This window comes from Aggregatibacter segnis ATCC 33393 (assembly GCF_000185305.1).
Classification (GTDB): Bacteria; Pseudomonadota; Gammaproteobacteria; order Enterobacterales; family Pasteurellaceae; genus Aggregatibacter; species Aggregatibacter segnis.
This window is the reverse complement of sequence record NZ_GL622200.1, coordinates 898,235-920,334: the sequence shown is the minus strand read 5'-3', so window position 1 is coordinate 920,334 and position 22,100 is coordinate 898,235. Positions and strand designations below refer to the sequence as shown.

Here is a 22,100-nt window from a genome sequence, read left to right as displayed (position 1 = left end):
GGCGCATGACGAAGCGCATAGGAAACTTCTTTACTTAAATTTAAATAGTCCATTTTAATACTCTTTTGCACTTTTGATTTCTTCTGCTAACCACTCATCAAAATCCTTACATTCATATTTATTGGCTTCATTACCAAGATCGTGAACATAAACTCTCGGGTTTCCAGAATAATCCGTCAATTTGAAACAAGCTGCCCAATCGCCATCTCTAGCAAATGATATTAAATCAGCTACACCTGTTAGTTTTTCTATTGCTTTACTATAAAGATAAACACTGTCCTCTATCTCTGAATTCTCATAATCAGGATCTTCAAACCACCAAGGAAAATATTCCAATTCATTTATCTTTTCCATATTACTGGATAAATCAATATAAGACTGAGGAAACTTAAAGTTTTCAGGTAATTGTTCTTTAGGATATAAATTAAATTTAGTTTGCATAATCACCTCCTTTATTTTATGACTTTTGGATCATACAGGGAACCATGAGCTAACTTAGCAGACCAACTCTTATCAAACCTATAAAATAAAGTTATAGAATTTAATTTATTAATATTTTATAAAAATTATCATTCGCCATACTTATCTTTAATATTTTTATATATTTCCTCAAAAATATTATTAATTTCTTCATCTCCACTATGATAAAGTTCCCAATCAAAATCATTTAATTCTATTGGTTGAATGTTTATATACAATCCATTACTTTCAATTCTTTTATCCCAATTTAAAATATCATTTGAATTTATTACATTAAATTGAGACAGCTCCTCTAAAACAGGAGTTAAGTCTGACGGCCTCCTTATTAATACATAAATTTTATTTAAATATAAATTAATAAACAATCCAAAACCAAAATACACCTCACCAACTTTGAATTCAAAATCTGTTTTTTTAGATTCCAACATCATCTCTTATTTTCCTCCATTTTAAATTTAAAGTCATTAACTTCCCCCTTAACTTTAAAATCTTTTGTCTCATAATAAACTACTATACTAATTATTATTCCCTACAAAATGATGATGGATAAACATAAACTAACTTTATAAGATTATTATCAATAAATATATTTATACTCTCACCATTTTTATTACAAAGCTCATCAACACCAACCTCCTTATAATCCATTCCCAGTAAGACTTTCTTAATGTGAAGATAATTATCATTTATTAAATTAATAACATAAGATGATATTTTAGAATAATCTTCTATGTTAATTATTCTATTGCCAGCCTTATCCTTCAATATAAGAATGGTTTCATTTTTACGTTTTAATGCATCATTTTTTTTATGAATCTGTGATGTTAAACCTATCATTGAAGCCACAAAAAAAAGAAGTAATAACAAACATTTTTTCTTCATCATTTATTTAATGGAATTGAATAATCCCCTCCAACAGAAAAACCTCCACCAACACCTAAAGAATATATATTTCTAGGCTTATCAGATATTGTTCTAGAGAAGCCACTGCAAACATAAAAGCATCCTTTTGCCCCCAAACTCCCCCCCCCACGATGGCGCAAGCGTCCTCGCTTGTGCCTATCAACTAAAAGTGCGGTCAAAAAATTCAAAGGATTTTGAACATTGTTTCTCCCAACGTTTATGGGTAAAATTCGCAATGTTTTTATTAAACAGCATCAGCGTGGACGCTGGCGCTATTATTGGTGCTTGTTATGGCACAAGCGTGGACGCTTGCGCCATCTATGGGGGATATTCTTAAAGCACCTTTCATCTTCTTTTTAAATTATCTGAAATAAATATAGATAAAAAGAGTAAAGGAAATCCCTTACTAAACACATTAAAGGAAAATAAAACAATGTCTTTTATTTCACTTAAAGATATTTCTCCCCAATTTAATATATAGGATATAAGAATTAAAAATAACGAAAACCCAATAAAGCAAACTATGGATACAAAAAATGTAAAAACCAAATACTGGAATAACCTACTTAGCATCATTATCACCTTTTAACCAGCTATTTATTTTCGGCTCATTCTTCTCCAACTTATTATTTATACATTCCCCAATGATGGCGCGCATCTCCTGACGCGTGCCTAAAACATCGATTTCGTTTGATTCAGATTTTTACTATTTTCATTAACAACTTCGATTTGTCTATTTTTAGGTAGATACAAGCACGCGTTAGGAAGCGCGCGCTATCTAGGTGGGGATATCTGGGTCAATATCATTATACTACTTGCTATTCTTCAATCTCCCTATTATTTAAAATCAAATTTAAATCATAAAGAAAATCCTCTTTTTCATCTTCTTCTAAAACAGAAACTAGCTCATCAAGGTTATTATTCAATAAAATCTCTTGTATTTCATTAAAAACTATCTGATGACTCAATATATGCCTTGCTCCATTAGTTATAATAAAAATTACATTTAGCATTAACTTCTCAATTAGCAAATCAAAATGCCCATCAAAACTATCTAAAGCACCTCCCCATTCATTAAATTCTCCATGCCAACTCTTTACTTTCCCTTCAGTAAATTTACGTTGACACCAAATGTAAGCATCCTCAAAAAACCATTGTTTTAAAGTTTCATAATTAACTCGTTTTGCCATTATTTTTCTCCATTATGTTTAATTGCTTTTCCGTTATTGTCAAAAACATTTACCTTTATATTTGGATAGCGTTTGATAAATTGGTCTACTACACCTAGACAACTTAAGCAAGCTGGACGCTCAGTAAATATTGTGACCTGACCTTTTGCTTGTCTATTAGAACCTAATTGATCAGCTAAGTTAGATAAAATCTTATACTCAGAATCAACTCTTCTATCTATCAAATCTCCCTTTTTGTTAGGTAATTTTAGAGATTCAAATTTTGTTTCTCCTTGCCCAACAAAACTACCTTGTGCTTTATCTATTTGACTATGGCCAACTAATTTTCTAGTGGTTAATCCATCAATATTAATTTGAGCAACGGCTGCATTCCCACTTCTCTGCAACTTAGGTGATAAAGTTGATCTAGCCTCTGACAATTGATGACGATAATCAGGTATCATTAAAACACTACCAGTGGGTTTTTTACTTAAATCTTTAACAACTTTTTCAAACCCGGCTTTCTGCTTCATTGCTAACTCCTCTTTTAATTTAGGATACAATGCTGCATTCTCAGCACCACTTGAACGATAATCCTCATCCCCGACATTAGTACGCTTATACCCATCCATTCCCGATGTCGGATAAGCTTTATTTTTTCCACTAATTAAGCTCTTAACATTGCTTAATCCAACTCTTGCATAGCCTGTTGCTGTACCAGCCTCCATAGCATTCAAACCAAATTTTGTTGTATCCGAAAGCTTGCTAAAACTTTCTGCATTCTCACTTTCAACTAAATTAAATAATGCAGTACGATTCGCTGTATTTAAATCATTTGGATAATACACCGTCATACGACTAAAGAACCCTAAATTTCTCTCAAGCTCTTCAGCCCCAGTATTCATTTCATGTAAATGTGCCGTTTCACAAACCACATTACCCTTACACGCTATGAGTTGCTGACGATTCTCTTCACTAATCCCTTTATATTTCTCTAAAATCGGTTTAGTATCACGGCCCTCTTTTTGCGCTTTGCTCAGTTCTCGAATGAAGTTCTGAACATCTGCAATACTTAGATAATTATTCTCTACCGCCCTTTTAGCCGTCTCTGCCCCAGAGGTTGCAGTAAGGAAACTACCCCCTTGTTCTGCTGTGGTGCCATTCGCCTTCGCCGTCAATGCCGAAGCCAGTCCACCCGCCAGTTGACTTAACGTGCTAATGTTTTCCTTCTCATTTGCCGTTAATTCACTGACCGGTTTACCATAAGCTCTCGCGATGATTTCAGCGGTTGCCTCACCTGTTACCCCGGCAATTGCGCCCGTCAATGGGTCTTTGCCTGTCACTTGGAACTCCACCGCAGAAAGCAGCGCATGTGCCATCAGGTTAGTCGCTTTGTCTTTTGCCGTGTCGCCTGCCGTCATCTCGTGGATTTTTTGATTGAGATAAGGCGAAGCCAGTGCGACAAGACTGCCTGCGGTATCGTTTTGTGCCGCCGCTTGTAATGCCGCCGTCACAGCTCGAATCGCCATCCCTTTTTCACTACCTATGCCGTAAGCATCATCAATCCCTTTTTGAATGACACTAATTTGTTTACCGATTTCTTGCGCTTGCGTACTCTCTTTGCCGTATTTTTCTTCCGCTTTAAATTTTTCAAGACTCAGTTTATTAATCTTCTCTCGCTCATTATACGTGGCAATGCTTATCGCGTTGTTCGTGATGTCGCCTATCACTTTCGCCATTTCTTGGCGTTCTTGCACTTTTTGTAAATCTTGCTTTTCAACTCGTTGATTCGCATTCTTCGTATCCCGTGAAAGTGCGGTCAGATTTTCCGGTGTTTCGGTCTCTATCTGAATGTTGCCACTAATAGCTGATTTGGTGGTGCTTCGCTCTCTTTCATTCGTGTTACCTAATAAGCTCAACGCACTGCTAAGCGCCTGCATCGGGTTAATGCCTCCCGTGCCCGCACTGATGCTCGCACTTTCCGTTTTAATCTCACTGCGGTTTTCAATATCGGTATGTGTGAGCGATTTTGTTTTAAAGCGGTTTTTACTTTCATCAGCATCACTTTCGATGATGGCGGCGTTCAGTTGAGCATGGTTGTGGATGTTGGCATCCATGCCATCCTCTCCGACACGAATCCCGGCTTGTTCATTGACTTGCGCATAATCCACTTTTGCCTTGTTGTATGACGCACTCACCGATGCACCACCGCCCGAACCATACGCCACCGAGCCGCTTGCACTCGCACTCGTTTGTTTCGATTCGTATTTTTCCGTATCTTGACGGCTCGTTATCGTCAGATTTTGAATATCCGCTTCCCAACGTTTTGCTTTAAGATTCGCCGCATCAAGGGTTAAGTCGCCTTCTTCACTGTTCGTGATGATTTTATCTGCCGTTAGATGACTGTTTTGCCAACGTTCGCTATCCGAGTTCGACTTGCCCTTCGCCACATTCACCGAACCCTCTATCCCCAATCCGTAACTATTACCGTTGGTACCCACAAAAACACCGACACTACCACCGGACGATTTATTCTCCGTACGCTGATGCTCTTCGTCTTTCACCCCTTTGATGTCAATCCCCTGTTTGCCGGAAAGCGCCATTAACTTGGCATTTGCATCCACGCCTTCAAAAACGACTTTTTCACCACGGGCTTTAATATCTAGTATTCCTGTATTGATAGTTGATTTTTGATGTTGAATACTTTGGCTTTCACTGGTTTGCGTTTGTTTTTGGCTACCGTAACCAATACTAATTTTCACACTCGGGCTGGACGTGGTTCCGTTTTGTTGCATATTCCCCCCTTGATGGCGCAAGCGTCCTCGCTTGTGCCTATCAACTAAAAGTGCGGTCACAAAATCCAAAGGATTTTGAACATTGGTTCTCCCAACGTTTATGGGTAAAATTCGCAATGTTTTTATTAAACAGCACCAGCGTGGACGCTGGCGCTATCATTGGGGCATTGATTTCTACACGTTTACCTTTGTTTTGGTTGATAAGTTATATTCATCATTCATTACATAATTCTTTATCTGAAGTAGAATTCTTTCTGCCACAATCTTCCACCCATGTATAACCTTTTATTTCCATGCATTTAAAAAAAGCATCCCAATTTTTTTGTTGTAAATGGGGATCAGCTTTTGGTAAATGATCCATTGCCCAAGCACTCCTCATACTTAAATCCCCTTTTCTTAATCCGCAGCTTACCAAATCATCCATTCTTTTCACGGAATCCGTATGCCCAAAGCTATAAGGTTTTTGAAATTTAGCAATTGGGCTATATGGCTTACCAAAACAAATTGTTGTCATTCCATAATAACAATCGTCTTTTGCTGAATAACATCCTGTTATGATGGATATAAAAATTATGATAAATATAACTTTTTTCATTATCTTACCCCAAACAACAAATTCATAACTTCTATAGATAAAGTGTACAGTAAAAAGAAGATCTCATTAATTATGCGTACTTTTTACTTTCTACTTTGCCATTGTTCTTTGTTTTCATTTTCACAATAATACATGACATGTACATTTCCTTTATATTTCATGCATATTTTCTTTCCATTAGCCTCTTTGTACATTTTATTAAGATTATGCCAAGCCTCATCTGAAGAATATGAAAGACAAGATTGAATAAAAATAGTCATTAAGAATATAACTAAAATTTTCATTATTTCCATCCCCATAGCTAACGCAAGGTGCGTGAACCAAAAATTAACGCACGCTACCTTGCTGACGAATTAATTTTCTTTCTCTAAAAAAAAGTGCGGTCAATTTTTGAGAAGTTTTAAAGCTCTTTGAAAATTGACCACACTCTGTTTAAATAATAAAATAAATTCAATGCGTTATAAGTTACACTTTCCCTTATCCCACTTAGGATCTTGATAGCCACATTCAGCGGGAGAAAGATATATATACCCCTTAGTATTCATACATTCATCAAGATTTTTATATCTTTTGTCATTTATTTGATAGTTTTGCGGATAGTAGTGTAGATTTATATCACCATACTTTCCTCCACAAGAAACAAGATCTTTCCATCGTTGTTTTGAGTTTGTATGTCCTAGTAGTTCTTTTTTTTGATACCCTGCAATTAATGGATATTCTTTCCCCTTATCAACACAATTAACCATTTGTGGAGTATAAAAACATCCGTTTGAATACCAACATCCGTTTAATATAAAACAAAGAATAAATAAGGTGTATTTCATTTTATTTACCTCCTATTTTCATCAAAAGTTCAAACATATCTGATGATATTACATCGGATAAAGCAAATGGTGCGGATACCGGTATTGCAATAACAGTTGTTACACCTGATGCTACACCAGTAAGTTTATTTTTTTCTGCAGTATTTCCTTGTTTATCATACCAGCCCCATGCTTGGCCTCCTAACATGTCGTGAGTACCAGCAAAGGATTCTACCGCCATATCCGAGATAGAACCGATGCTATACGGAATTCTCGTAAAATGTAGATTCCACTCACCTTGAACAGGTTGAAAACCACCGGTTTCTCCATATAATCCACCCGCTTTTTTATTTTGTTGCGGATCAATAGCATCATCTAATGTATAGTCTTTATTACCTTTAAATGTGATTGAATTATCATCATTATAAGTACAAGTCCCCATGTTACTATTGCAAATAGCATTAACATCAATCCTTACACCACCTAATTTTACTCCATCAAAATAACCGCTATCATAACTATCATTACGAAGAATTTTCCCCGTCTTAGCATCTTTAATACCTTTAAATAATCTTGAATTAGCTAAAGTCTCCTCTCTCATCTTCGTTGCGGCCAATTGCAAAGTTCCTTGTGTTATTGCAACATCAGGCGAACCCGATACAATGCCTACCACTGTTTCAAGCAAACGTTTTTGATATTGCAATTTATAAATTTCTCCATAAAGTGCGGTCTTTTCCTCTTCAGTTTTAGCTTCCTTGATTTGTTTTCTCAATTCAGCCTGTTTTGGAAGCACATAGGCATCAATCATTGAGAAGGCATTTTTACGAAAATCTTGAGTAACTTTCACTTGAATGTTGAGCTCTTTCATCACTTTGTCTTTATCAAAATGATTTTCCAACTTGCCGGAATGCTGCTCTGCATTATCCGTAGTCACATCGGTTTTAATGCTATCTAGCGTCTGCTCAACCGTTTCACCGGTTTTCGCCAGTTGTCCTGCTTGGTCTCTAATTTCAATATTCTTGGTATTAATGCCGCTTTTCGTTGTACTGGATTGATTTTCTTTATCTGAGCCGTAGCCGAGGCCTAAGGTAGATTGCAACGAGGCCAAACCGGTTGCCGATTTCGCACGATTGGCATTGCCCTCCGTGTCGGTCGCACTGACCGTCTCCTTGCCGTTTTTATCCAAATAAACCGGATTGCCCTTGCTATCGGTCGCTTGTTTACTACTTTGCGCTTGACCCTCTTTACCCAATGGGGTGTCAAAATTCGCTGCCACACTGCCACTCACACCAAAACTACTTCCGCTGTAGTTTGAGTGGTTTTCAATATCTGAATGTGTAATCGTTCCCGTACTAAACCGGTTTTTGCCCTCATCCTCCGCCTTTTGTGTTGAGGTGATAAGACCGCCGTTTAAGTCTGTGTGTTTATTGACGTTGATGTCATACCCCTCATCCCCTGCATAGATGCCGGCTTGTTCATTGACGCTGGCATGGTCGGCATTGACTTTGGATTTATTGTAGCTTCCCCCTGCGGAGAACCCATAACCGATGGTTACACTGCCGCTGATATTCGTTTGCTTGCCATCATAGTTGGATTTATCTTGCAAACTTTTGATATTCATGTTGTCGGCATTGACTTCAACACGTTTACCTTTTACTTGGCTCCCAATAAGGTTTGTATCACCACCGCTTTGTATTGTGGTTTGGCTGTTGGCGTCACCCACATGGCTTGCCACATAAGTGGTTTCATCACCGTTGCCGTAACCTTTGCCGTAATTGCCCCCAACAGTAATCCCCGCTGCAACGCCATTGCTCACTTTTATCGCCACCCCCGCATTAAAGCCGCTCGATTTATTGGTGCTGCGCTCTTTGTGCGTTTGTTCGGCAGCCGTGATGTTGATGTCGTTCTCTGCCCCCAAGAAGGTTCCTTGTTTACCGGACACATCCGAACCGTTAATGGTGATGTTGGATGCTTTGCCTGCCCCTGTGGCAACAATATTTACTTTGCCTCCGGCATTCACTTGAGATTTGGCCGCGGTTTTTCCTTCAGTATGCGTACGTGATTCGCTCTTTTGTTGGCCGTAAGTGATTTGTACCCCCACGACGGAATCCATATTTCCATTTTCCATCGCCTCTTGCATCGCTTTTCCTGCCTGTCCCACCGCTTGTCCGGCTCGATAGGCATCCATCGCCGAGTTCGCCGCCGCCATGGCATTGACTCGGTCATTTTTGCTTTGACCGACGCGCTCAACAGATTTCACCGTCCCTTGCACGGCTTGTAGGGCGGACAGTATCGGAGAGGTGACGGCAAGGGTTACCCCTTTTTGCTCAAAGGTTTGTTTGGTGTGCATTTCATATTTATCATCTGCCGCTTTAATGTCGACTTTTTTCGCCTGAATATTGACATCTCCGTTCACCGCACTCACATGACTTGCCGTTTGTGTGTAATCATTCTCTGCGATGAGGGTAGTATTGCCATTTAAGCTACCCACTTGGCTGCCCTGTGCATAAAACTTCGTTTTATCGCTTTCTATCGTTTGCTTTTGGGCACCAAACGTAACCCCTATGCCTCCGCCCAACACGCCTGATTTTTTCTTGCTGTGAAAATCATCAGAATAAACTTTGTTTTCCGCTTCTTTGATGTCGATGGTTTTCGCCTTCACCGTTAAGCCGTTTTCTCCCACCACATTTGAGCCTTGCACCGTGACATTACCATCTTGAGAGTAAATCACAACGCTATTTCCATCAATTTCACTACCTTTACTCAAATCGTAATTATGCTTATGTTTATATTCTTCAGTAACGCTTGTAAACGCACCTCTAGATTTTTGCTTATTACGGGTATCTAAATGTTCAATATATCGCCCTTCTTCAATTCGAACATCTCCTTTAGAGGCAACCATTACTTTTCCATTAGCACTCGTTACTTCAGCTTGACGAAGTGTGGCTTCTGTTTGACCAACTAAGCGCACTCCGTCCTTGCCGCCAATAACAGAGCCAACTTCACCTTCTTTATCTAAGTGATAATGATGGTTATCGCTAAAGTCATAATGCTCTTTGCTACTTTGCTTCTCTGTACCCACTAAAAGTTTGCCTTTGGCGTTCACATCAATGGTGCCTGTCGATTTCACATTGGCGGCCTTCACTGTGATATCGCCATTACTTTGAATAGAAATCTTTCCATCTTTTCCTGTCACCATTACTTCACTTTGGCGATCGACAATCTTATTGCCGGTTTCGGTAAGAGCTAATTGGCTTTGTGTTTCCGCCGTCGTTGCACCAAGTTCTACGGATTTACCACCATAAAGCGATACACTGTCAGCCGCCATAATCTTACCGCCAAGGTTCACGAGTTTTTGCTCAGCATTAAGATTAACGTTATTAGCAAAAACTAGGCCTTTATTCTCTAAATTTTGACCGTGTAGGTTCACTAGGTTCGCCGCAAGCACCGTCCCTTCATTGGTCATATTGGTCACCGAACCTACAATGCTATCCCCCGAAATCACAGAGCCTGTTGGGGTAACTTGAGTACGATTAGAAGCCAAGTAAATTTTTGGTGTTAACACATTGAGTTTTTTACCACTTGGTAAAGTGATTTCTTGGTTCACCATCCACACTAAGTCAGTGGTCAGCTCCGACATTTGTTCTTTGGTTAAACCAACCCCCGGCACTAAATTAAATTGTTTGGCATAACGTATACCATTGTTCATCAAACCTTGATATTGCTCTAAGGCATTTTGATATCCATCAAGATAACGACGACCGGTTAACTGGTTGATTTGTTCATTCACTAAACGCAACTCATAAAAACCATCCCCCAAACGTTTCAACATATTATTTGGATCATAGCGTAGAGCATTAAACATATAATCCGAACTCAACCATTTTTGCTTATTCGCAAAACGTGGGGCAGTTTCAATCACATAGCCTTTTGGTGCATTAGGATTCACATTATAAAGCGAGGATTTATCTAGCGATTGTGTCAGACGATTTAACACCACATCCCCCACATCACCTTTATTCGCTACACCATTATTAGCAAATTCAGGGGACATATTTTCTTTATAGGCAAATACCCCTAAATCTTTCACTCTTTCATTTTGTTTGTAATAAATACCGGTATCACTTTTAGTGGTATTGTAATGATCAATACATTTACCAAATACTTTTTTACCACACGCCCGCCCTTTATAAAACGCAGTTACATGACCTGCATCCGTCACAATAGTACGACCTTTAAACTCTTTCTGATTTAATTGTCCATCCGCAATTTGAATCAGCCCACCAGCGATCACTTTACTATCTTGGTTGTCTACACGCGCATCATTAAAATCTATTCCACCACCACTTAAAATCTTACCTTCTTGGTATTTTGGTTTAAGTACCATGGTTTCATTCACTGTGCGGGTATAATCATACTCATGCCAATTATCACTTTCGATTTTGCCGTCCGGTGAAAAAATATGATAAAGATTTTTTACTTTTTTATCCAAACCACCACGACTATTCTTATCATCTTGTTTAACTTTATAAACCCCAGAGCCTTTACCGTAGATAGTCGAATCATTCCCAATTCGATACTCGAAAACTGGTGTAGACGAAGTATCTATATTTTCTGTTTCAAGGAAAAAGTGTCTATTCTCTACCGCCCCAGTATTAAAGGTAATCGCCTTGCTTTTCGCATTATCGTAGAGATTTAACGCCTCAATCACACCATTGTAGTTGTGAACATACGCAGATTCACCTGTAGCCTGGTTGTTTTCATCCAGCGCTTTGCCCACATAAATCTTACCCATACTTAAAAAGGTACTTTCATTACGGTTTAAAATTTTATCCACGCCCATATCTAAACGCTTACGCGCAGCAATCACAGTGGATTTGTCCCCTTCCTCAAGGTTATTTAAACTCTCTCCTTGTAAAGCCACATGGTCACCATAAATACGACCGGTACCTAAGTTATTGATGGTCACTGCTTTTGCAACAGTCAATGAACCATCAATTAAGCCTCGGTTAGTTAAAGTATTTGCATTAATGCGTGTTTCATTACCGCTAATTTCACCATCTTTAGTGTTTTCAACATTAGCCGCTTTAACATCCGCCTTATTACCTACACGTAATTGGCTATTGTTTTTAAAATCTCCTTCGGTTTTAAAATCTAAATTACCACCAACTTGGAAAGCATTATTTAAGGTTAAACTGTCTTGTAAACGAACCATTAAATTCCCTTTGGTTTTAATATTACCTTCATTGGCTAAAGCCTTCGCTTTTAACTCAATTGATTTACTTGCTTCAATCTCACCAGCTTGATTATCAATTGTTTTCGCTACATCAAGGTTGGCATGCTCATCAGCGTAGATACCCCCTTGTTGGTTAGAAAGATTTTCAGCCGTAATAGCCACTTGAACACCACGGATACCTTGTTCCGTTTTGTCGCTAGCTTTCGTCCCGTGGTTATCTACATGCTTGGCTTTAATGATCACTTTCTCTGTTGCAACAATTAAAGAGCCTTTATCCGATTGCTTGCGGTTATCCACGTTATTCGCGTTAAGCTGAACTTGTTTACCTGCAATAACACCCTGTTTGTTATCAATGTTTTGAGCATTAAGTTGTGTCTGAGCTTTAGCATAAACGGTGCCACGGTTCTCAATATTCTTTTTCGCATTGAGTTGGGCATTTTCACTACCACCAACAAAGCCTTCATTCACAATCTTACCTTGACTATCAATTTTTACCTCACCGGCAGAGGCACCGATGTGGCCGGCGTTGCGTACACCGAGGCCTTGGCCGTTATCCACCAAATGAATTTTCTCGGCATACATACCGCCCAATTGGCTCACATCCACGCTGTAAGTTTGTGGGGTTTCTAAAGTGCGGTCGCTTTCCACAGTGTTTTTATCGCCTACATAAACCACCGAATCATTCGTGCGATCAACTTTGTTTTTACCAGTGGTGACTTTAATGGCTTTTTTCGACCACACACCGCCATCAATTTGCGCGTTTTCTGCAATGATATCGGTATAATCCGCCTGGCGGTTATCCATGCCCTTGCCGGTCACCTTAACTTTGCCGCCGTTGACCTCATAGCCTTTGAGCTCACCATTTTCTAATTGAGCTTTCCCCGTGGTCATGGTGGCGCGTCCTGCGTTAATGACACCACAACCATCGCAATGGATACCACTCGGGTTCGCAATAACAACATCGGCCTTTTGTCCGGCCACTTCTACATAGCCCTTTAACCGACTCGGAGCGGATGAATTGACTTCATTTAAAATCACCTTCGCTTCACCTGCGGCTAAATTGGGGTTGCCTTGTACCCAACCGGCCGTTTGGGTTTGTACCGCCTTACGAGCGTTGTTTAATACGGCGCCTTTTTCCGCCACATCAAATTGCGAGTATTGATTACGCGACACGCCACCTGCACTTGGTGTTTGAATGTTGACTTGTGGCAAGCCATTCGCCGTCTGTAACACCGTTGGTTGTTGATTACCCGGTGCTGATTTGTCTGCGCGAATCGCCATATCCGCATTTGCCAAAGCAGTAGGAGAAACGAAAACAAACCCCAACGCTAACATAATGCTGAAATGAACCGGTGTGAGAGTGCCGAATAAAGTAGAAAGTGCGGTAGCTTTTAACGTTGTTTTTATCTCTGCACTTTCAACATCTTCGCTCGTGGCTTTGCCTTTTGATTTGGCAAGTTCCGATACAACCACAAGTTGATTTAATACTTGGCTGAAAATAACTTTGTAATGTTTTTTATTCATGATGTTTCCTTAATAATAAAATCTGCTTATTTTAAAAAATACTTAAAAACGATAGCTGAGGTTAAACCCTGTTGTTACATGACTTGTTCTGAAACCTTGCGGTTTTTGAATTGGTGTGCCAACAAAATATTCATAATTTAGTCCCCAAAGATTACCGCGCATCCCCAATGCACCACCGGTTAAACTATTGCCTACTTGTAATTCCTCATTGCTTGAACGGACAATACCTCGGTCGAGTCCGAGATAAATCTCATGTCCTTTGTTCATCACATTCCATGCCAGTTCGTTGCGCCAAAGCCAACCGCGCTCTCCGGAAAGAGTAAGTTCACCGTCAAACCCACGTACCGTATAGCGGCCGCCAATGCTGAATTTGTCTTGTTGCACGAGCGGTGATTTATTCCATTGCGCTTGCCAATAGGTATTAAAGCGCCAAGGTTGTTTTCCAATGTTGAACGGATAACTAAAATCAAGAGAGGCGGTCAAAATCCGCATTCTTGAGGTGCCTTCATTAAATCGTTCTTCCGGTGCACGAAGGGCATTATTCGCACCGGTCCCCCGTTTGTAATTAGCGGAAATAGAAAATGTCGCTACGCCTACATAGTGCGTGTGCGTAAGACCTAGCTCCCATCCGGCTGTACGACGACGTTGAACCTCAACTTCCGTATCATTGATATAGTTGTGGGACTTTTTCGCCCATAAGGCAATATTCGTGTAAGTTTTATGTTGTGCGCCACGGCTCAATAGACGACTTAAATTGAGCTTCATTTGTTTACTTTCGCCAGAATACACATAAGACTCAAAAGCACCTGCAACCGTTTGATAATAGGTATAACGGGAGCCTGAAAGCGTCAGCAAATAGTTTTTCCACGGAATGGAATAATACAAGCTCAGATTATGACTGCCATAATCTCCCTCTGCCGCATCACTATGTCGTTTAAAACTACGCGTACCGCTAACATAAAACATATCATTTAAGCGAAGCGGGTTATCCCAAGAAAAAGTAGCGGCGCCCTGTAAACGTCCTGTCGATTTGGAGCCCGAATCATCCAATCCTAAGGTTAAATGAAATGGAATGCGGTGTTTATATGCCACTACAATATCTGTCTCACCCAAAGTCTCTCCGGGCTGAAGCTCAATATTAGCGTCAGCACTTGGTACTCTCTTAAGGTTTTCTAGGCCTTGCTCAATTTCCCGCACATTCAATAAATCCCCAACAGCCATAGGCATAGCAAACCAAAGCATACTTCTTGTCGCAAAAGGAACAGCACTTTGATCTTGTAATTGGATATGCCCCACTTTGCCCGGAATCACCGTTAATCTCAATACACCTGTACGTAAATCTTGCGGTTCCGCAACCACCCGTGTAGTCACATATCCCTGCTCAATCAAATAATTTTGAATCCGGCGTAATAACACGTTAATTCCTTGAGCACCAACACAGGCCGGTAATGCAAAATCGCCCTCAGAATAGACCGCACTTTTTGCCCAGGAAAATGAGCTGGGAGAAAAAGAGGTAGATTCTGAAACGGTGTGTTGATAATCGGTAAGAACAAGCTGATGAATAGGAAAACAGAGTTCTTCATTTTTTGGAAATCCAAGTGCATGTACCTTTTCACTTTCCAAGCGAACCGTTGGAGCTTTTACTTGTTGGGATTGAATTTCGGCATTTAAAATATTTTGTTGCTGTTGTTGGCGTGTATCGACTGCCTGCTGGGTAGCATTCTGTATTGAACTAGGTTCAGCAAACGCAGGTAACATAGCTGTAGAAAGACTAAAAGCAGTAAAATAGGCAAATCTCATGTTTTATTGGTTCCATATATAATGAATAAAAATACTATTCCTTCTAAACGCCAATCACTATTGGCATTAACAGTTAAAAAAGTGCGATCGAAATTCACCACGAAAAACGACCGCACTTTTTAATCGGTGATGGGGTTAAAAACCTTCTTTCAAGCTCACCGTTAAGTTAAACACCAAATGTTCCGGGTGGCTGTCTTTGCTGTCAGCACAGAAATAGCCTTCACGTTCAAATTGGTAGCCTTTTTCTGCTTCCGTATTGCCAAGGCTTTGTTCGACAAAACCGTGTTTCACCACTAAGGACGTTGGATTTAGCACGCTTTCGATATTTTCTTCTGCGCCCGGGTTTGGCACGGTGAAAAGGCGTTCGTATAAACGGAATTCTGCCGGGTGATTGTGCGTGGCGGAAACCCAGTGGATTACGCCTTTCACTTTGCGACCGTCCGCCGGGTTTTTACCTAAGGTTTCCGGATCATAGGTACAGAAAATAGTGGTGATTTCACCGTTGACATCTTTTTCCACACGTTCGGCTTTAATCACGTAAGCGTTGCGCAAACGCACTTCTTTGCCTAACACTAAACGTTTATATTGTTTGTTGGCTTCTTCACGGAAATCTGCACGGTCGATGTAAATTTCTTTGGTGAATGGCAATTGGCGTTCGCCTAATTCCGGACGATTCGGGTGATTCGGCGCAGTTAACATTTCTTCGCCTTCAAAATTTTCAATCACCACACGAACAGGATCGATCACCGCCATGGCTCGCGGCGCATTTTGGTTTAAATCATCACGAATGCAAGATTCTAATGCGCTGTATTCCACCACGTTGTCTTGTTTTGTCACGCCAATACGACGGCAGAATTCACGCAATGACGCCGGCGTATAACCGCGACGACGTAAACCTGAAATGGTTGGCATACGCGGATCGTTCCAGCCATCTACAATGCCTTCATTGACTAATTTCAACAATTTACGTTTAGAAGTGAGCGTGCCTTCTAAATTTAAACGAGAGAATTCATATTGGTGCGGCAATGGGCGCTCAATGCTGATATTTTCCAACACCCAGTCGTATAAACGGCGGTTGTCTTGGAACTCAAGAGTACATAATGAGTGTGTAATGCGTTCGATGGCATCGGAAATACAGTGGGTGAAATCGTACATTGGATAAATGCACCATTTGTCACCGGTTTGGTGGTGGGTGGCAAATTTAATGCGATAAATCACCGGGTCGCGCATCACCATAAACGGCGACGCCATGTCAATTTTCGCACGCAAACTCAACGTGCCTTCTGCAAATTCACCATTTTTCATTCGCTCGAATAACGCGAGGTTTTCTTCTACGCTACGATCACGATACGGGCTGTTTTTCCCCGGCTCGGTTAACGTGCCGCGATATTCGCGCATTTCTTCCGGTGAAAGTTCGTCCACATACGCCAATCCTTTTTTGATCAATTCAATGGCATAGCCATAAAGTGCATCAAAATAATCGGAAGCATAACGCGGCTCCCCTTCCCATTTGAAACCTAACCATTCCACATCGGCTTTGATAGAATCTACATATTCCACATCTTCTTTCACCGGGTTGGTGTCATCAAAACGGAGGTTACATAAACCGTTATATTCTTTTGCTAAACCGAAGTTTAAACAGATAGATTTGGCATGACCAATGTGCAAATAGCCGTTTGGCTCAGGCGGAAAACGGGTATGAACGCGTTGGTGTTTACCGGACGCTAAATCTTCATCAATAATTTGGGTAATAAAATTGTGTGGACGGGCATTTTCCGTCGTTTCTAAGATAGTTTCTGTACTCATAATTTTCTCAATTAAAACGCATAAAAAAATAACCGCACTATTCTACACATTTTTCCTTGAAAGCTGAAATTTATCTAAGGAATCGCAGTGTTATTTGTTTCAGCACAAGGCAAAATCTTGCGTGGACTTTTGAAATTTCTCGTGCAAAAAATTTAATTTCCCATTAAAATGCGCCACTAAATGAACGTTCATTCATTAATAATTAAGATTTCCTTAATCTTTCTCCTGTATTCTATTTTCACTGTTTCTTCTAACCCTTGAGAAAATATGACGAAAAAACATTGGATAATGGCCGCTTTGGCTGCCGCGGTAGTCACCGGCGGTTATTTTTTTATGGGCGATTCCACGCCTAAAACCACTTATTTAACGGAAAGCGTGCAACGTGGCGACATTGAAAAAAATGTGGTGGCGACCGGCTCAATTGAAAGTGTCAACACCGTTGATGTGGGCGTGCAGGTTTCTGGCAAAGTCACCAAACTCTATGTGGCTTTGGGTCAACAAGTGAAAAAAGGCGATTTGATTGCGGAAATTGATTCCACCACACAAATCAATACGCTAAACACCCGAAAAGCGGCGCTTGCAAGTTACCAAGCCCAGTTTGTCGCGCGTAAAACCGCCTATGATGTGGCGCTTTCTAATTACCATCGTTTAACCAAATTGTATGCGCAAAAAGGTACCTCCTTGGACAGCTTAAATAGCGCAAAAGCGACCTTAGATAATGCCAAAGCAGAAATGAATGTGGTGCAGGAAAACATCAAACAAGCAGAAATTGAAGTAAATACTGCGGAAACCAATGTGAGTTATACCAAAATCACCTCACCGATTGACGGCACAGTGATTGCTACACCGGTTTCTGAAGGTCAAACAGTAAACTCTAATCAAACCACACCGACCATTGTCAAAGTGGCAGATTTAAGCAAAATGCGCATTAAACCGGAAATTTCTGAAGGCGATATTACGAAAGTGAAAGCCGGACAAGAGGTCACTTTCAGTATTTTATCCGACAGCAAAACCCTTTATCACGCCAAAATTGAATCCGTTGATCCGGCGACAACGACGATTAGCAATAGCTCCACGTCCAGTACCACAAGTTCAACGTCAAGCACCAGTAACAGCGCAGTTTATTACTACGCCAACATTATCGTGGAAAATCCCAACCAGATTTTGCGCATCGGCATGACCACAGAAAACAACATCAAAATTGCCAACGCGAAAAATGTGCTATCCGTGCCGAATATGGCAATTCAAACGCAAAACGGCAAAACCTTTGTGAAGGTATTAAACAGCAACAACCAACCGGAACAACGCGAAGTAGAAATCGGCGTACAAAACGATTACCAAACAGAAATTAAATCCGGCGTTGCTGAAGGCGAAAAAGTCATTGTGTCACAAGTGGCTGCCGGCGAAGCTGTCGGCAATATGCGCGGACCACGAATTTTCTAAAGTGCGGTGGAAATTTCCAATGAATATTATTGAAATGAAAAACATCAACCGCTACTTTGGTGCCGGCGAAAATCGTGTTCATATTCTGAAAGACATTTCATTAAATATCGAAAAAGGCGATTTCGTTGCCATTATCGGGCAATCGGGTTCGGGCAAATCCACGTTGATGAACATTATCGGTTGCCTTGATACGGCAACCAGTGGTTCGTACAAAATCGATGAGAAAGAAACCATCGAATTAACCGCCGATCAGCTCTCCGATTTACGCAGCCAAAAATTCGGTTTTATTTTCCAACGTTACAATTTATTGAGCAGCCTTACCGCCGCAGAAAACGTGGCATTACCGGCAATTTATGCAGGTATGCCCCACAACCAACGTTTGGAACGCGCCAAACAATTATTGGAAAAACTGGGATTAAGCGACAAATGGCAGAATAAGCCTAATCAACTCTCCGGCGGGCAACAGCAACGCGTGAGTATTGCTCGCGCTTTGATGAACGGCGGTGAAATCATTTTAGCCGATGAACCCACCGGTGCATTGGATTCGCAAAGCGGTGAAAACGTGTTGGAAATTTTGCGCCAACTGCACCAAGAAGGGCATACCATTATTATGGTCACCCACGACAAGCATATCGCTGCCAGCGCCAATCGGATGATTGAAATCAAAGACGGCGAAATTATCAGTGACACGCAAACCCAGCCGGTGAAAAGTGCGGTCAAAAATTCAAATGTTTTTAAAGGACGTTTTGGCTTTAGCAAAGATCAGCTGATGGAAGCCTTTCGGATGTCTGTTAGCGCCATTGTGGCACATAAAATGCGTTCCCTACTCACCATGCTTGGCATTATTATTGGGATTACTTCCGTGGTGTCTGTAGTAGCGTTAGGCAATGGATCGCAACAAAAAATTCTGGAAAATATTCGCGGCATCGGCACAAACACCATCACCATTTTTAACGGCACCGGCTTTGGTGATCGCCGAGCGGAACAAATGCAGAATCTCACGGTTAATGATGCTAACGCGCTACGCCAACAAACCTATGTGCAAAGCGTTACGCCGAATAGCGCGTCGAGCGGCACCTTGATTTATGCGAATAAAGCCTTTTCGACGACGTCCTTAAAAGGCGTGAGCGAAGAATCTTTTGATGTGGAAGGTTTAAAATTAAAACAAGGTCGTCTACTCTCAGCACAAGATGTCGCAGAAAACGCACAAGTGGCGTTAATTGATGAAAGTGCCAAAAAAGCCATTTTCCCCTATGAAAATCCCCTTGGCAAAGTGGTGATATTTAACAAACGTCCGTTGCGTATTATTGGTGTTGTGTCCGATCGACAAATGGGCGGCGCGAGCAGTTCACTGAATCTTTACGCGCCCTACACTACTGTGATGAACCGCATTTCAGGTAGCAAAAAAATCGGTTCGATTACGGTGAAAGTCGCAGAAGATGTGAACACAACGGCAGCAGAAAAAGGCATTACGGAATTGCTGACACTACGCCACGGCAAAAAAGACTTTTTCATCATGAACAGCGACACCATTAAACAAACCATCGAAAGCACCACCGGCACGATGAAACTGCTTATCTCCTCGATTGCCTTTATTTCCTTAATCGTCGGCGGTATTGGTGTGATGAATATTATGTTGGTGTCAGTAACAGAACGCACCAAAGAAATCGGTGTGCGCATGGCAATCGGTGCAAGGCAGTCTAATATCCTGCAACAATTTTTAATTGAAGCCGTGTTGATTTGTCTTATCGGCGGCGTCACCGGCATTTTGCTTTCCGGTGCGATTGGAGTGCTGTTTAACACCTTTATGACCGATTTCACCATGGCATTTTCCGGCGGTTCGATTATTGCCGCCGTCGCTTTTTCGAGCTTAATCGGTGTAGTGTTCGGCTACACGCCGGCAAAACGTGCTGCACAATTAGATCCGATTACGGCATTAGCCCGTGAATAGATTTTGTAAAACCTAAAAATGCGGTTAAAATCGACCGCACTTTTGAGGCATAAAATAGCCCCCTTGAACCTTAAAGAAGGATAAAAAATGTTAAAAATGAAAAAATTAGCCCTTGCAGTGGTGATGGCAACAACTCTCGCCGGCTGTGCCAATATCGGCGATTCTTATCAAGCCAGCCTCGATAATTACAAACAATATGAAGACATCACCAAGCAATACAACATTAAAGACAACTGGTGGGCGCTTTATAACGATGCACAACTCAACCGCGTAGTCGAACAAGCTTTAGCAAATAATAAAGATCTAGCCAAGGCGGCAGTTTCCGTGAACCGTGCACTGTATAGCGCCAACCTTGCTGGAGCAAACTTGATTCCGGCCTTTAGTGGTGCAGCAAAATCTTCTGCTCAAAAAGATATTAATCGTGGTGGCAATTCCGCGATCACACACACCGGCGCATTAAATGTGTCTTATACATTGGATTTGTGGCGTCGTTTAGCAGACGTAGCCGATGCAGCAGAATGGTCTCATAAAGCCACCATTGAAGACATGGAATCTACCCGTCTTTCTTTAATCAACTCGGTGGTAACAACCTACTACCAAATTGCCTATTTAAACGATGCTATTAGCACTACTCAAGAAAGCATCAAATATTACACCGACATCAGCAACATCATGAAAAATCGTTTGGCGCAAGGTGTCGCAGACAGTGCTAGCGTAGATCAGGCTCAACAAGCAGTATTAACGGCGCGTAATAATTTAATTACGTTGCAAACCAACCGCAAAAACGCAGAAAAGACCTTACGCAATTTGCTGAACTTAAAACCGGATGACACATTAAACATCAACTTCCCGCATATTTTGAGCGTAAAAACTGTGGGCGTGAATTTAAACGTGCCGGTTTCCGTGATCGCCAACCGTCCTGATGTCAAAGGCTATCAAGCCCGTTTAAGCAGTGCATTCAAAAATGCCAAAGCCACCGAAAAAAGCTGGTTCCCGGAAATTACCTTGGGCGGCAGCTTAAGCCGTAACGCCACCAATCAAACCGGCGCGACTACATTCTCCTCTATTGGCGCCGGCAACGTTGGTATTACATTGCCGTTCTTAAATTGGAACACCGTAAAATGGAACGTGAAAATCTCTGAAGCGGATTACGAAACAGCCCGTTTAAACTATGAAAAAAGTATCACCACGGCGTTAAATGACGTGGATACCAACTACTTCGCGTTTACTCAAGCACAAAGCCACTTTAGCAACGCGCAACAAACGTACAATTACAACCAACGCATTACACAATATTACCGCAACCGCTACAACGCGGGCGTGTCTGAATTGCGCGAATGGTTGACGGCGGCCAATACGGAAAAAGCCTCCCAGCTTTCCATTTTGCAAGCCAAATTCAACGTGATTCAGGCAGAAAATGCCGTTTACAGCTCCATGGCGGGTTACTACTCTCGTTAAGTAAAAATGCGGTGAAAAACCACCGCACTTTCTCTAAAAAACAAAAACGGCGCTTGATTAACAAAGCGCCGTTTTTTTTGAGAGAAAAGTGAGGTCGGTTTTCAGACTGTTTTTCAGATAAAACGTCACCAAAACTA

14 protein-coding genes are annotated in these 22,100 nt (G+C 41.0%); 3 read left to right on the top strand and 11 right to left on the bottom strand.

Annotated elements, in window-relative coordinates; genetic code table 11:
* Window positions 1-54 precede the first annotated feature (54 nt).
* The 11 genes from HMPREF9064_RS05085 to glnS form a co-directional block, all read right to left on the bottom strand.
* Window positions 55-441 carry an SMI1/KNR4 family protein gene (locus HMPREF9064_RS05085; RefSeq protein ID WP_006718122.1) on the bottom strand — a complete coding sequence of 129 codons (387 nt, stop codon included), beginning with the start codon at window positions 439-441 and terminating at the stop codon, window positions 55-57.
* A 128-nt stretch (window positions 442-569) separates the two neighbouring features.
* The gene (locus HMPREF9064_RS05090; RefSeq protein ID WP_006718120.1) at window positions 570-911 is read right to left on the bottom strand and encodes a hypothetical protein; all 342 of its coding nucleotides are present in this window, start codon (window positions 909-911) and stop codon (window positions 570-572) included.
* A gap of 91 nt (window positions 912-1,002) precedes the next feature.
* Complete coding sequence (locus HMPREF9064_RS05095) at window positions 1,003-1,365, bottom strand: hypothetical protein (RefSeq protein ID WP_006718118.1); 363 nt, start codon at window positions 1,363-1,365, stop codon at window positions 1,003-1,005.
* 836 nt (window positions 1,366-2,201) lie between these two features.
* Window positions 2,202-2,573, bottom strand: coding sequence for a hypothetical protein (locus tag HMPREF9064_RS05100; protein ID WP_006718116.1), 372 nt, complete (start codon window positions 2,571-2,573; stop codon window positions 2,202-2,204).
* Window positions 2,573-5,347 (bottom strand): deaminase domain-containing protein, encoded by a 2,775-nt coding sequence (locus HMPREF9064_RS05105; RefSeq protein WP_032997859.1) that lies wholly within the window; start codon window positions 5,345-5,347, stop codon window positions 2,573-2,575. Before HMPREF9064_RS05105 ends, HMPREF9064_RS05100 begins: the two co-directional genes overlap by 1 nt.
* Before the next feature lie 214 nt (window positions 5,348-5,561).
* The gene (locus tag HMPREF9064_RS05110; protein ID WP_006718111.1) at window positions 5,562-5,942 is read right to left on the bottom strand and encodes a hypothetical protein; all 381 of its coding nucleotides are present in this window, start codon (window positions 5,940-5,942) and stop codon (window positions 5,562-5,564) included.
* Window positions 5,943-6,025: 83 nt separating this feature from the next.
* Window positions 6,026-6,226, bottom strand: a complete 201-nt coding sequence (locus HMPREF9064_RS05115) for a voltage-gated potassium channel (protein WP_231957914.1) — start codon at window positions 6,224-6,226, stop codon at window positions 6,026-6,028.
* A 174-nt stretch (window positions 6,227-6,400) separates the two neighbouring features.
* Entirely contained in the window at window positions 6,401-6,766 is a 366-nt protein-coding gene (locus tag HMPREF9064_RS0109430; RefSeq protein ID WP_032997858.1) for a hypothetical protein, read from the bottom strand.
* A 1-nt stretch (window position 6,767) separates the two neighbouring features.
* On the bottom strand, window positions 6,768-13,505 hold the full coding sequence (locus HMPREF9064_RS05120; protein ID WP_006718105.1) for a two-partner secretion domain-containing protein: 6,738 nt from the start codon (window positions 13,503-13,505) through the stop codon (window positions 6,768-6,770).
* Window positions 13,506-13,547: 42 nt separating this feature from the next.
* Window positions 13,548-15,305 (bottom strand): ShlB/FhaC/HecB family hemolysin secretion/activation protein, encoded by a 1,758-nt coding sequence (locus tag HMPREF9064_RS05125; RefSeq protein ID WP_006718103.1) that lies wholly within the window; start codon window positions 15,303-15,305, stop codon window positions 13,548-13,550.
* A 135-nt stretch (window positions 15,306-15,440) separates the two neighbouring features.
* Entirely contained in the window at window positions 15,441-17,111 is a 1,671-nt protein-coding gene (glnS, locus tag HMPREF9064_RS05130; RefSeq protein WP_006718101.1) for a glutamine--tRNA ligase, read from the bottom strand.
* A gap of 267 nt (window positions 17,112-17,378) precedes the next feature.
* Between glnS and HMPREF9064_RS05135 the strand changes: the two genes are divergently transcribed.
* The 3 genes from HMPREF9064_RS05135 (at window position 17,379) to tdeA (ending at window position 21,963) form a co-directional block, all read left to right on the top strand.
* Window positions 17,379-18,554, top strand: a complete 1,176-nt coding sequence (locus HMPREF9064_RS05135) for an efflux RND transporter periplasmic adaptor subunit (protein ID WP_006718100.1) — start codon at window positions 17,379-17,381, stop codon at window positions 18,552-18,554.
* Between the two features lie 19 nt (window positions 18,555-18,573).
* The gene (locus HMPREF9064_RS05140) at window positions 18,574-20,505 is read left to right on the top strand and encodes a MacB family efflux pump subunit (protein WP_006718099.1); all 1,932 of its coding nucleotides are present in this window, start codon (window positions 18,574-18,576) and stop codon (window positions 20,503-20,505) included.
* A gap of 87 nt (window positions 20,506-20,592) precedes the next feature.
* The gene (gene tdeA, locus HMPREF9064_RS05145; RefSeq protein ID WP_006718098.1) at window positions 20,593-21,963 is read left to right on the top strand and encodes a toxin/drug exporter TdeA; all 1,371 of its coding nucleotides are present in this window, start codon (window positions 20,593-20,595) and stop codon (window positions 21,961-21,963) included.
* Window positions 21,964-22,100 lie beyond the last annotated feature (137 nt).

Bases quoted from the DNA above. Each gene is read 5' to 3' on its own strand.
- HMPREF9064_RS05105 (WP_032997859.1), bottom strand. From the start codon at position 5,347: ATGCAACAAAACGGAACCACGTCCAGCCCGAGTGTGAAAATTAGTATT.
- HMPREF9064_RS05100 (WP_006718116.1), bottom strand. From the start codon at position 2,573: ATGGCAAAACGAGTTAATTATGAAACTTTAAAACAATGGTTTTTTGAG.
- HMPREF9064_RS05125 (WP_006718103.1), bottom strand. From the start codon at position 15,305: ATGAGATTTGCCTATTTTACTGCTTTTAGTCTTTCTACAGCTATGTTA.
- glnS (WP_006718101.1), bottom strand. From the start codon at position 17,111: ATGAGTACAGAAACTATCTTAGAAACGACGGAAAATGCCCGTCCACAC.
- HMPREF9064_RS05115 (WP_231957914.1), bottom strand. From the start codon at position 6,226: ATGAAAATTTTAGTTATATTCTTAATGACTATTTTTATTCAATCTTGT.
- HMPREF9064_RS05095 (WP_006718118.1), bottom strand. From the start codon at position 1,365: ATGATGAAGAAAAAATGTTTGTTATTACTTCTTTTTTTTGTGGCTTCA.
- tdeA (WP_006718098.1), top strand. From the start codon at position 20,593: ATGTTAAAAATGAAAAAATTAGCCCTTGCAGTGGTGATGGCAACAACT.
- HMPREF9064_RS05090 (WP_006718120.1), bottom strand. From the start codon at position 911: ATGATGTTGGAATCTAAAAAAACAGATTTTGAATTCAAAGTTGGTGAG.
- HMPREF9064_RS05110 (WP_006718111.1), bottom strand. From the start codon at position 5,942: ATGAAAAAAGTTATATTTATCATAATTTTTATATCCATCATAACAGGA.
- HMPREF9064_RS05135 (WP_006718100.1), top strand. From the start codon at position 17,379: ATGACGAAAAAACATTGGATAATGGCCGCTTTGGCTGCCGCGGTAGTC.
- HMPREF9064_RS05120 (WP_006718105.1), bottom strand. From the start codon at position 13,505: ATGAATAAAAAACATTACAAAGTTATTTTCAGCCAAGTATTAAATCAA.
- HMPREF9064_RS05140 (WP_006718099.1), top strand. From the start codon at position 18,574: ATGAATATTATTGAAATGAAAAACATCAACCGCTACTTTGGTGCCGGC.
- HMPREF9064_RS0109430 (WP_032997858.1), bottom strand. From the start codon at position 6,766: ATGAAATACACCTTATTTATTCTTTGTTTTATATTAAACGGATGTTGG.
- HMPREF9064_RS05085 (WP_006718122.1), bottom strand. From the start codon at position 441: ATGCAAACTAAATTTAATTTATATCCTAAAGAACAATTACCTGAAAAC.